The organism is Roseinatronobacter thiooxidans (genome assembly GCF_001870675.1).
In the GTDB taxonomy this organism is placed as follows: domain Bacteria; phylum Pseudomonadota; class Alphaproteobacteria; order Rhodobacterales; family Rhodobacteraceae; genus Roseinatronobacter; species Roseinatronobacter thiooxidans.
Genome location: NZ_MEHT01000010.1, coordinates 1 through 11,354 on the forward strand (window position 1 = coordinate 1; position 11,354 = coordinate 11,354).

General features: G+C 56.8%; 9 protein-coding genes. 8 read left to right on the forward strand and 1 reads right to left on the reverse strand.

Annotated elements, in window-relative coordinates; genetic code table 11:
- Nucleotides 1-216: 216 nt before the first annotated feature.
- The 3 genes from BG455_RS06540 (at nt 217) to BG455_RS06550 (ending at nt 4,956) form a co-directional block, all read left to right on the forward strand.
- A complete protein-coding gene (locus BG455_RS06540) occupies nt 217-1,245 on the forward strand; it encodes a hypothetical protein (RefSeq protein WP_071469189.1) in 1,029 nt (342 codons plus the stop codon).
- Nucleotides 1,246-1,682: 437 nt separating this feature from the next.
- Nucleotides 1,683-2,915 (forward strand): glycoside hydrolase family 68 protein, encoded by a 1,233-nt coding sequence (locus BG455_RS06545; RefSeq protein WP_071469190.1) that lies wholly within the window; start codon nt 1,683-1,685, stop codon nt 2,913-2,915.
- On the forward strand, nt 2,908-4,956 hold the full coding sequence (locus tag BG455_RS06550; RefSeq protein ID WP_071469191.1) for a LamG-like jellyroll fold domain-containing protein: 2,049 nt from the start codon (nt 2,908-2,910) through the stop codon (nt 4,954-4,956). The genes BG455_RS06545 and BG455_RS06550 overlap by 8 nt, the downstream gene beginning before the upstream one ends.
- A 585-nt stretch (nt 4,957-5,541) precedes the next feature.
- Here the strand turns inward: BG455_RS06550 and BG455_RS06555 are convergent.
- Nucleotides 5,542-6,882 carry a DUF2254 domain-containing protein gene (locus BG455_RS06555; protein WP_071469192.1) on the reverse strand — a complete coding sequence of 447 codons (1,341 nt, stop codon included), beginning with the start codon at nt 6,880-6,882 and terminating at the stop codon, nt 5,542-5,544.
- A 597-nt stretch (nt 6,883-7,479) separates the two neighbouring features.
- On the opposite strand from BG455_RS06555, the gene BG455_RS06560 reads away from it, so the two are divergent.
- From BG455_RS06560 to BG455_RS06580, 5 genes are all read left to right on the forward strand, one after another.
- Nucleotides 7,480-7,914: a DUF4174 domain-containing protein gene (locus BG455_RS06560; protein ID WP_071469193.1), complete on the forward strand. Its 435-nt coding sequence runs from the start codon at nt 7,480-7,482 to the stop codon at nt 7,912-7,914.
- A gap of 119 nt (nt 7,915-8,033) precedes the next feature.
- Complete coding sequence (locus BG455_RS06565; RefSeq protein ID WP_071469194.1) at nt 8,034-8,576, forward strand: RNA polymerase sigma factor; 543 nt, start codon at nt 8,034-8,036, stop codon at nt 8,574-8,576.
- Complete coding sequence (locus BG455_RS06570) at nt 8,573-9,310, forward strand: anti-sigma factor family protein (RefSeq protein ID WP_071469195.1); 738 nt, start codon at nt 8,573-8,575, stop codon at nt 9,308-9,310. Before BG455_RS06565 ends, BG455_RS06570 begins: the two co-directional genes overlap by 4 nt.
- A 128-nt stretch (nt 9,311-9,438) precedes the next feature.
- Entirely contained in the window at nt 9,439-10,746 is a 1,308-nt protein-coding gene (locus BG455_RS06575) for a sulfite oxidase (protein WP_071469196.1), read from the forward strand.
- A 15-nt stretch (nt 10,747-10,761) separates the two neighbouring features.
- The gene (locus tag BG455_RS06580; protein ID WP_071469197.1) at nt 10,762-11,106 is read left to right on the forward strand and encodes a hypothetical protein; all 345 of its coding nucleotides are present in this window, start codon (nt 10,762-10,764) and stop codon (nt 11,104-11,106) included.
- Nucleotides 11,107-11,354 lie beyond the last annotated feature (248 nt).

Genomic DNA, 11,354 nt, shown 5'->3' on the forward strand with positions numbered 1-11,354 from the left:
GCGGCTGTTTCTTAGGAAGGCACCGTTTCAGGGACACCAGACCATATAGCAGACCAAGTTTGTCAGCTGGCAATGGTGAGGGGCAGTCACCGAGTTTAAACTAACTTCGTTTCATTATTAGTGACTTACATTAATCTCGGTCAAATTTTTGGAACGAGGTGCATTTACCTCTTGTTGTCGGATCACGTCCAAACCACCGCAAGAGGAGTTCAACCCATGCTTGAGAAAACGACGCGAGCCGCCCTTCTGGGCTCTGTCGCAGCGTTCGTCATCGGCGGCGCACATGCCCAGACTGCAGATCAGGCCGAAGGCGATATGTCATCGGAAGCCTGTGTCGCGCTGGCTGATCGCCTTTCGGGCGACGACGAGATCGAAGCAGATATGCGGACCGACATCGAAACCGTCATCGCTTCAGGGGATGTCACGCAATGCCAGGTCGTATTCACAGCGTGGGAAGAAGAAGGAACGATCAGCCGGGAATCTCTCGAACTTGTCGGCAGCGAACAGGTCACCGAGCGCATGATCGTGCAACAGGAGATCGAGGTTGATGCCGACGTTGCTGTATATCAGCCGCCTGCTGAAGTCGATGTGGATACAGGAACGCCGGAAGTCGTCTGGACGATGCCACGCCAAAGCGCGACAGTGAACGAGCAGGCACCGGAGATCACCATTCGGCAGGCCCGGCCCACAGTGCATGTCGAGCTCCCGCAACCGCGGATCACGGTTATGATCCCGGAGCCTGAAATCACAGTCACCTGGCCTGACTCGACGCTCGATATGTCCGAGCTGGAACCGATGATCGAAGTGCGCATACCCGAACCAGTTGTGACGGTCAGCATGCCGGACCCGGTGATCGAGCTGACGATCGGCGGCGCTGGCCCGTCCGAACTGACAGAACTTGAAGATGGCCGTTTCGCGCCGCAAGGCGCAACAGAAAGTGACCTTGAGCCTCGGATCACGCTTCACGGGCAAGACGCGACAGTGAGTCCTGGCCAGGAAGCAGAGTCACCCGAGATCGTTTTCAATCGGGGCGAACCGGTAATCACCTATGAAGGGCAAGACCCGGAAGTGACCGTTGAAGTTGTCGGTGAACCAGAAGTTCGTATCTCCACAGGGCGGCAGGATGGCAACGAGGATGCAATTGCCCCCGACGATGCGGTGGATCGGGACGACGCCGCCGCTGATGACGGTGCATCTGCCTTGCAGGATGGTGCTGCGGACGGTGATGCGCAAATGCAGGACTGACTTTCCTGGATCAACTGAACTTCAGTTTTGGATGAAAAAGACTTCCAGTCAGCAATAAACCGCCCTTCACGCCGGGGCGCTGCGCAAAACGAGGAGCGGGGCCTGCATTCCCGCCCCCTTTTCGACCGCTGAAAAGGAACATTGAACGACACTCCGAAAGCCTTGGTTCTGTTTGTCCCCCACTCCGAAATTTGAAAGGACTGAATATGTCACATACGTCACCGACGCTCGCAACCTTTACGATTGCTCTGTTTGCGACGCACGCTCAGGCTTCCCCACCGGTGGAGACATCTCAGAGCACTGATACATCTGGCCTTTACCTTGCTCAGGCAGAGACAGGAGATAATTCAGCTGCGCCCGACGCAGAGAATGATACGCCCGATATTGAACCCCAGGCCGCTGCGTCAGGGTCACTCGAAGACAGGGATCAAAGCGGGATGATCACACCAGAGGCGTTCCGTTTCTCGGGGTCGATGGCATCCTTGTGGACGCCGCAAATGGTCGAAGCCATAAATCAGGACATTCATGTCACCATGCCCCTGATGATCCATTCGCAAGAGTATTTTGATGAAGGGACTTATGTCTGGGACGCTTGGCCGATCCGTAATCCGGACGGCTCCGTCACTGAATTTGACGGTTGGGTGGTCATGGTGGCACTGAGTTCAACCTGGAACGAAGTCGAGGAAACGGGCAACGCCTTCTACACTCTTTCGGAACTGCGCTATTGGTATACCCGCGATGGGGAATGGCGCCCAGGCGGCAGGATCTTCGAGCGCGAAGAGGGTCTTGGGTCGCGCCAATGGGCAGGCTCAGCATTGTATGATCCTAATACGGATGAGGTCACGTTGTTCTACACCGCCGTGGGCGATCCAGATGCCGCAAGCCTTGAGGAAGACGAAGCGCCGGGCACAGTTTCGATCTTCAACGAAGCGATAGGTCGCCCGTCAACTGTGCAGCGCCTTGCCTCTGCGACCGCGACAGTGGCCGTGACGGATGATGGCATTGCTTTTGAAAATGTCGGGGACCATCGCATCATCGGCGAAGCGGATAGATTCTGGTATGACACCTATGAGACCTACCTTGCTTCCGAAGCGGTTTATGGCTTCCGCGACCCGGAATTCTTTGTCAATCCACTGACGGGCGAAGAACACATCCTGTTCACTGCCAACGCAGCCGGTGTACCGGGGCCGTATAATGGCACGGTCGGGATGCTGACGCGCAATGACGAAGGCGACTGGGACATGGAGCCGCCGATCCTGATCTCGGCCGGGGTGAATTCGCAGCTTGAGCGGCCTCATGTTGTGACGCGCGAAGACGGGCTGTATCTGTTCTTCTCAACCCATGACTTCACTTTTTCGCCCGAAGTTGCCGGACCACGCGGGCTTTATGGATTTCGGGCCGCTTCGGGCAATATTCGCGGGCATCTCGTGCCGCTGAACGAGCACGGGCTGGTTGCCGCCAACCCGCGCAGTGCGCCCGCGCAAGTCTACTCTTACCTCGTTCTGCCAGATGGCCGCGTTATGAGTTATCTTAATGTGCTTTGGGGCTTTGCCCAGCGTCCGGAATACGAAGATCTTGAGATGTTCGGCGCACCTGCCCCGATGTTCCAACTTTCGCTGGACGGGAACACGGCCATGGTTGCCGCGCAGGATGCCGATGCGGATGATTAAGCTCTTGCCGCCAGTGGTCGCGCTGGCGGCGTCCCTTGCCATTATGGCAAGTGCCGATACGCTTGTGCAGCGCGGTGACGGCTGGACCCTTGGCGAAATCAGCTTGACGAGCCCCTATGCACAGCGCGCGCTGGTTCCGATTGACGGCGCTGACGACATGTTTCGTTTTGACGGCAACTCCAACTGGCTGGAAGCGGAGGCAGGTATATCACTTGACCCGTCGCGCGGCGTGGCCGCAGGGGCGTGGCTTGCACTTGCCTCCCCACCCGGTGACACGGCGGCCATTGTGTACCTTGCCGAAGATGGCTTTCTCCTTGGCCTCAATCGTTGGCGGCAACCCGAAATCCGATTGGGCGGCCTTAGGGTCGCAGGCAATGATCCCCTGCCGGTCGGAGAATGGGTTCACGTTGCAGGCGATTACGATGGCGAAACGCTGCGCCTGCGGGTGGACGGTGAAGAGGTGGCGCAAGCCAATGGAGATTTCACTGACCCGGTTGAAGGCCTTTTCGCTATCGGTCGGGCGCTGGATGCGGGATTTCAACAAGGCACGCATCCCCTGGGCGTGATAAACGGTGTGATGAGTGAGATCACATTCCGGCAAACTGATGATCCCGTGGTGCCCCGGCAATCGCCCCCAAGGCCCCCCAATCTGGACACCCCCGAAAGTTGGTTTGCAGATGATCCTGACAGGCCCCGCACTTTCACGCTGGGTGCAACCGGCTGGGCAAACGAGCCGCACGCCCTGACATGGCGCAACGGCATGTGGCATGTTTATTTTCAGGCCAATCCAAACGGAGCCTTCTGGCGTGACATTGTTTGGGGGCATCAAACCTCGGCTGATCTGGCGGAATGGACACGACAGAAACCTGCGTTGATGCCAACCACCGGATTTGACCGGCGCGGTGTTTGGGTGGGCAACTGGATTCCTGACTACGATCCGCCATCTGTTGTCTACACCGGCGTGAACGGTGAATGGGCCGGCATCGGGTTGGCTAGGGCAGATGAGCACGGTAGCCTGAACCTTGTGCAGGTCGTCGAGCATGATACACCTTCCGAGCTTCAGGACATGCGTGACCCTTGGGTCGTGCGCATCGATGATGGCTGGCTCATGCTGATCGGCACAGGGTCGGCAGACCATACTGAAGCACTCGTCTACAGTTATCGCTCGGACGATGGCGAAACATGGAAAAGGGCGGGGCTGTTTGATACCGGCGGCACCCAGATGCCGGGCCAGTATTGGGAATTGCCAGTCTTGCTGGAGATGGGTGACACTTGGATGCTGATGGGAACACCTGTGGTCGAAGGCGTGCCCGCGCGCACGCTGTATTGGCTGGGGTCGTTCGACGGAACCCGGTTTGTGCCTGACGACCCCGAACCCCGGCAGCTTGATATCCTTGCCACCTACCGTGCCCCTACATTTGCGCGCGGCCCCGAGGGTGATCTGATTGCCATCGGGATAATCGCAGATGAAATACGAAATGAACAGCAGCGCCACGAGTCGGGCTGGGTGCATGTCCTGACCCCTGCGACACAACTTGCGCTTTGCGGGACGGAACTGCGCACTCTTTGCCAAACTTTTGCACAGCCCTATGCAGACCGCTTTTCGCAGACGCTGGACGAAGGCAAGGATGCGACGCAGGTCAGTTTTGCGACTGAAGGGCAGCCCATCCTTATGAGCGCCGAAATTGACGCACCCGGTGTTGGACTGGTCCGGATTGCAGTGCGGGTTGCCGCAGATGGAGAGCCAAGTGCCGAGTTGACAATTGATGCGAGAACAGGCGTTGTCCAGTTGGATTATTCGCGCGGGGCGACCAAGCCTCTCGGGCGGCCTTCCATCATCCGGGGTAGCATAGACTCAAGTGATACTCTCAAACTGGATTTGTTGATAGACGGTGCCGCCGTGTTCGGGACCATCAACGGACGACCCCTTGCATTTCTTGCTTTTGCGATAGCCCAAGACCGGAACGAGTTGACGCTTTCAGCCGAAAATGGTGCAAGTATCAGGTTGTACCATTTCGCTGGAGAAGAGCAGCGGTTGTAAGTGTCAGCATCATGCGAATTTCCAAAGTAACTGCGTTCACTGATTGTGGGCACAATGCCTTGGCCCTGATTCAAAACGGCGAGGCTCTCGCGCCAATACGGATGATGTGGGTCAACCATGGGTCACGCTCAATCATCTGACCACGCCGACTTTTCCAGCGCCGGGTCGCCTGTAGGAGATGCTGCGACCTGCACCTGTGATCGCTAACGGCGATACATGAGACAACCAAGCAACAGCTTGGCCGGATGTGATTGTGATCTTCGATCCGGCTGCGCGCATCGCGGTCACGATGATCACCGTGCAGTCCATTTTGGTGTGGCCAGGCAGCAGCTAGGCCGCGCACAAGTTCCTTGCCTCCTTGCCTCCTTGCCTCCTTGCCTCCTTGCCTCCTTGCCTCCTTGCCTCCTTGTTGATCTGGGTCACCTTCGTGCGGCGAATGGAATGCGTGCCATAGGCCCTCGGCACCAAGCCGACCGAATCTTACGATTTGTGCCTGTACTGGGTGTTGACCAAGCTGGTCATGGCATCCTTGTTGATTATCGTTTGCGAAACCATTCCAGAGCGTTTGCCCAAATCATGTTCCTGCTAACCCTCTCGGGATTCGATCTCCCGAAGCATCTTGTCCAGTTCGGTCTCGATCTCCTCTCGTGCGGCTGTTTCGGCGAGCAACTCGTTTGCTGACCGCGCCAGTTGCTGCATTTGCCGGACACATGCGTCTACCATCTCCTGACGGGACGCGGCAGAGGCCAGCGCCTTCAGAACGTTGAGGGCGTGAAGCGTCGCGGTCCGGTCGGCGGCTACATACTGCCGCATTTCGTCGAACGATCTGTCCAGTATGTCCTCGAAGGAAACGCGACGATAGAGGACCGGATCGTGCGTCCCCGCCTGTTGCACCGGAGCACGCTGCACAAAGGCCACCAGACCAGCGCGAAGCCAATTGAGGCATAGAATCGCCGATTGTGGGTCATTGACACCGGAAGAGAGGGCGCGCCCGAGAACTTCCACAAGTTGGTCGGACAGAAAGAGGATATCCTGCACATCCGTCCGGTTGGCACCCTGTGTATAGCAGTCACGCATATAATTCGAGACAGACTTGTCGCCGCTGCGCGCGTGACGCGCACTCAAGACGGGTTCGCCCGCCACAAGAAAATCTCCGGGAGCCCGATGCAAGATGAACTGTACACAGTGTTTTCGGGCGAAATCAGAAAGATCCTCAATATCAAATTCTTGAATGAACCCAGCAGTCTTCGCGTAAATTGTTAATTCGTCCTTGAATTGCGGGTTTTCGCGCCATGGCTCGATGCTGGCATCTTGAGTGTGACGACCGAGCTGATCTTCCTCCTCCAGCATTCGGACGATCGCGCGATGAAGCTTGTTTCCAATTCCCGCCGTCAGGTTCATGATGTTGATCGATTCAGGAATGTGGTGGATGTAGATAATCAGCGCGCCCACGGCGGCGAGTGTGAACAGGAGCGCGACATAAACCGAAATATGGGGAACGAAGGCGTCAAAGGTGGTGTCAGAGGTTTCCGTGCTCGAGTGGACTGTGCTGAGGACTGTGATGCAATAGACGAAGGTCGCGACAAACACTCCCAGAATAATCTGGTTTGTACGATCGGCCATGAAGTTGCCAATCAGCCGAGGCCCGTAATTGGAACTCGCGAAAGACACGGCGACAATGGTGACCGAAAAGGCAACACCCGCCACACCGAGCGTGGCGCCTGCGAGCGTCGTGAGGATTGCACGGGCCCCATCGACCCCCGTGGCCCGGATAAAGCCGACTGCCTGAATCCAGTCCGAGCCTAACCAAGTATCGATGACTGGTATAAGAATGCCAAGAAAGACGGCACCAAATGTCATCGTGCTCGGCAAGAACCAATAGTTCTGCCGCAGCGTGGCAATCCAACGGAAAATGAAATTATGCATCAATCTTGTCCGAAACTGAGATAGGGCAAGCGACAGCACAGGCTGTGTTTTGAGCGAGTGCTGTCCAAACTGAACGCAAGGGAACAGAATGCGTTCCGCGACACTGCTTCGCATAGCAGATGGGCTTAAAACCGTGACGCGAAGGCTTGAATCTACGCACAGTTGCTTTGCTCGGCAGCCGCTTCTCACAATTACTAAGAGGTGAGTGCCGCATTCGCACCTGACTGCTTTGCGACATCAGTAAAAGCCGCACTGGGTAGAGCAGTAATCTTGCCAATTGGGTGAAGAGAGACTGGTCCCTATCGTATCCAATCCTAGTGGCATTGCGAGGGCGAGAGTGAAACTTCAGACCCTTTGGGTTCGCCATCACTTAGGATCAGCGGGCATGCGCTCGGGCCGGACTTCTCCGCGCAGTGTGTTGGCGGGTGGGGTTGTGATCCGCGCGTGCGGCACGGTGAAGATGGTTTCGGCTAGGGTTGGCATCAATTAGCTTTCGACGCAAATAACGTGACGCGACATCGTGCCTTGATCAGCCGTTTGCTCTGGACGGCTATCATTCGTGTGCCTTCTGTGCTTGTGTCGAAGGGAGGAGTTCCCATGGTCATTATCCAATCGATCAAGCTGGCGTTATTGTTTGTCGGGTTGTCCACTCTCGGGTTGCAGGCGGCAGAGACGAGTTCACCTGCCTCGGCGTTCACCGGGTTGGAGGCGCTGCAGCCTGATATGCCGTCAACTGATCTTAGCCGCTATGCCGGTCATGCAACGCTGATCGTGATCTTTGCGAACAGTCTGGACGATGCAGAATTTATTGCACAACTCGACATCCTTCGCCCGCATGCAGAATATCTGGCGGCGCAGAACGTGGTGCTGCTGACGGACACTTCACCATCTGCAAACGGCCCCCTGCGACAGGCATTGCACCCGCGCGGGTTCAGCTTGCTTCTTATAAATTCACTTGGAACGTTGGCGCAGCGTCGCGGTACCGTGACAGATGCTCAACGGCTGATCCGCCAAATTGATCAAATGCCATAAAATTTCCTGTCAGGATTTTGTCAACGTCGGCCAAGCACAAGCTTGATTGCGATCCAGATTGGATGCAGCATGGGCTGTCAACCATCCGCACGTCTGGTTGACATAGGGGGGAGACGGGCATGCTTGACAAATCCCAGCAGAGCGTAATGCTTGAAATGCGGCGCAAACTGTTTGGCTATGCCTGCGCACTCAGTCGCGACATTGCCAGCGCAGAAGATCTTTACCAGGACACCCTGTTACGCGCCATGTCCGCAAGGGCCGCACCGGATAACCAAATTGCTTACCGCGTCTGGTTGTTTCGGATCATGCGTAATCTCTGGATTGACAGGCTGCGCGCCGAAGGACGGCTTCCGGAATTTGATGACACCACCGAAATCGATGATCTGTCGGCCAGCAAAGGCGATGACCTTGTGGTGAATGCACTGGCTGTGCGGCAGGCGTTTCAACGTTTGTCCAAGGCGCATCGCGATATTCTGGCGCTGGTTGATATTTGTGGCTTCAGTTATGCAGATGCTGCAGAAATGCTTGATGTACCGACCGGGACGATCATGAGCAGAATAAGTCGCGCCAGAAAAACTCTTGCAGAACTCATGCAAGAGGAGGTTCACATCATCAGCTTGCCATTGCGCCGCGTGCAACGAAAGCTGGGAAACACAAGATGAAGCCCGAGGTTTCCGACCTTGTTCTCAATGCCTTTGTCGATGGCGAATTGCCCTCGGCTGAAGCTGCGCGGATTGCAACGATGGTCGCGTCAGATCCTTTGATTGCGCAACGGGTCGCGCATTTGCATCATATGAAAGCTGCCTTGTCCACGATGTCAGATGATCTGGTGTTGCCAGCATCAGAGCTGCCAATAGGCACAACACACACCCTTAGAGGCGTGCGCGGGTTAGCTGCAGTGTGCGTGTTGCTCTTGGTGGTGTTCTGGTCCGCCCCGGTCTCTCGGCCCGCACAACAAGGCGGCAACCTGCCATTTATGGCGCAACATGACCATTGGGTTTTGCATGGTGCCGAAAGTGCCACTGTTGTTTTACCCGAGAGCTTTGATTGGCTTCGTCCGCTGATGCATGCAAGCGGGTTCACGCTGGTTCATTATGCTCAAGCAGGCAATCTTCAGCACTTTGGCTTCAAAGGGGTAAATGCCTGCCGCCTGAGCCTGTTTGTCACCACGCAGGCTGGCGCTGTCAGCCCCTTGCAGCTGTCATTGACCGAGAAAGTGCAACATGCGCAATGGCATCTCGACACAAAAGCATTCGAAATGATTGCGCGCGACATGGCGCCTGCACGCTTTGCGACAGTTGCGACAAGTCTGCACCGTAACAGCCGCGATCATGCCGCATATGAGGCCTTTCAGATCGCGCTTTTGCAAGCAGCGCGCCTGCCTTGCACAGCTTGATCCGATATTTTTTAGGGGTCCGTGGAATAATGTTCATCCGCAAGACGTCTATCTTGCTAGGGAGGTGGGCTGCGACAAATTGTCCTGGACCTTCCGGCACCGGCACTGAACATGGGAGGATGAACAGCATGCCACGGAAAGAACGCGGACTTATCGAGCTTTATCACGACGATCCGGAACGCGCGGAATATCTTGTTTTTGGGCGGAAGGCTGGCCCGGACCGGCGCGGATTTCTTAAGGGGGCAGGCCTTGCCTCGATGGGGGCCGTGCTGGGCACGACGATCCCCTTCAGCAGCAACATGCCAGCGGGGTTGATGCCCGCGGCACTGGCTGAAACCCTGAGTGAATTCAGCATCGACAGCAAGCATTCCGATATGATCGTGCATAATGACCGTCCGATGAATGTCGAGGCGGCCGCACATCTTCTGGATGACGACGTCACCCCGTTTGACAAGCACTTCATCCGCAACAATGGCACCATGCCGATGCCGATAAGCAAGGCCGACTGGCGGCTGACGATTGACGGCGAGGTGAATGAGGAGCTGGAGTTGAGCTATGATCAGCTGATGGATGACTTCGAGCATGTCACCTTCCGCGCGCAGCTTGAATGCGGCGGCAACGGACGCGCGGGCTTCAATCCGCTTCCACGCGGCAACCCTTGGACAATCGGCGCGATCGGCAATGCCGAATGGACAGGCGTTCGGGTCAGTGACATTCTGCGGCGCGCGGGGCTGCAGCCGTCTGCGGTCTACACCGGGCATTTCAGCTATGACGAGCATCTCTCCGGCGATCCTGATCGCCCGTCGATCTCGCGCGGTGGCCCCATCGACAAGATGATGGACCCGCACACGATTGTCGCGCTGAAGATGAATGGCGAAGATATCCCGATTGAACATGGTTATCCCGCGCGGATCGTTGCGCCGGGCTGGGCAGGCTCTGTCAGCCAGAAATGGCTCACCCGAATCTGGGTGCGCGACCGCGAGCATGACGGGCCGGGCATGACGGGCCTCAGCTACCGAGTGCCGCGCCATCCGGTAGAGGCAGGCGCAGAAGTCGCGCATGAAGACATGATGGTCATGGGGTCAATGATAGTAAAATCTGCGATCACCAATCCTGTGGCAGGTGCCGAGGTGCGCGCCGGCGCGCCCTTTGAGATTCGTGGTCAGGCATGGGCGGGCGACAATCACGTCGTGCGGATGGAAACATCGATCGATTTCGGTGCCACATGGCAAACGGCCGAATTGCACGCGCCACCGAACCGCTATTCATGGCAGCGCTGGCAGCAAACCGTTATCCCGCCAATGGCTGGATATTACGAGGTCTGGGCGCGCGCGACCGACAATCAGGGCAACAGCCAGCCCATGGTCGTGCCGGGATGGAACCCGCGCGGGTATCTGAACAATTCCTGCCACCGCATTCATTTCACGGCTGTGTAAGGGCTAACAGAAAACATGAAGAAACTCTTTTCAACATGCGGGGCGGCCTTTGCCGCCCTGCTCCTCGCAGCGCCGATACAGGCAAGCGCAGAAAACCGCATTACGCGTCTGGCCGATGTGCCCGAGGATTTTGAATTCTACCCCCTTCCCCCCGGTGAAGGCGTTGATGAAGTCTACTATGGCTGCATCGCCTGCCATTCGTTGCGCACAGTCACGAATGGGGGTTATTCGCGGCGGGTGTGGGATGAACTCTTGGACTGGATGGTCGAGGATCAAGGCATGATGGTGCCTGAACCCGATATACGCGAGATCATGCTGGACTATCTGGCAACGTATATCGACGAAGACTGGGAAGGATAATCTGGCATAATGGCTGGAATCTTCCAATGATTGGACAGCACCGCACCGATATTTTTCGCTGCGGTGGCCGCTCTGATACTGCCCCGAGTTTCGCGGTGATAACCGGCTGATTTTCTGCATAAGCGACGTTGAGCAGTAAAGATCGCTGCAACGAACATGAGTGGCCGGCTTGGCGACGCTGCATTGCAGCATGCAATTTCCGCTGAAGGGCAGTAAAGGGCCGGGCACGATGCTGCAACAGCGAAGAA

What these genes read in the sequence shown, in the direction of transcription:
- BG455_RS06540 (WP_071469189.1), top strand. Translation starts at nt 217, where the DNA reads ATGCTTGAGAAAACGACGCGAGCCGCCCTTCTGGGCTCTGTCGCAGCG.
- BG455_RS06545 (WP_071469190.1), top strand. Translation starts at nt 1,683, where the DNA reads ATGATCACACCAGAGGCGTTCCGTTTCTCGGGGTCGATGGCATCCTTG.
- BG455_RS06550 (WP_071469191.1), top strand. Translation starts at nt 2,908, where the DNA reads ATGATTAAGCTCTTGCCGCCAGTGGTCGCGCTGGCGGCGTCCCTTGCC.
- BG455_RS06555 (WP_071469192.1), bottom strand. Translation starts at nt 6,882, where the DNA reads ATGCATAATTTCATTTTCCGTTGGATTGCCACGCTGCGGCAGAACTAT.
- BG455_RS06560 (WP_071469193.1), top strand. Translation starts at nt 7,480, where the DNA reads ATGGTCATTATCCAATCGATCAAGCTGGCGTTATTGTTTGTCGGGTTG.
- BG455_RS06565 (WP_071469194.1), top strand. Translation starts at nt 8,034, where the DNA reads ATGCTTGACAAATCCCAGCAGAGCGTAATGCTTGAAATGCGGCGCAAA.
- BG455_RS06570 (WP_071469195.1), top strand. Translation starts at nt 8,573, where the DNA reads ATGAAGCCCGAGGTTTCCGACCTTGTTCTCAATGCCTTTGTCGATGGC.
- BG455_RS06575 (WP_071469196.1), top strand. Translation starts at nt 9,439, where the DNA reads ATGCCACGGAAAGAACGCGGACTTATCGAGCTTTATCACGACGATCCG.
- BG455_RS06580 (WP_071469197.1), top strand. Translation starts at nt 10,762, where the DNA reads ATGAAGAAACTCTTTTCAACATGCGGGGCGGCCTTTGCCGCCCTGCTC.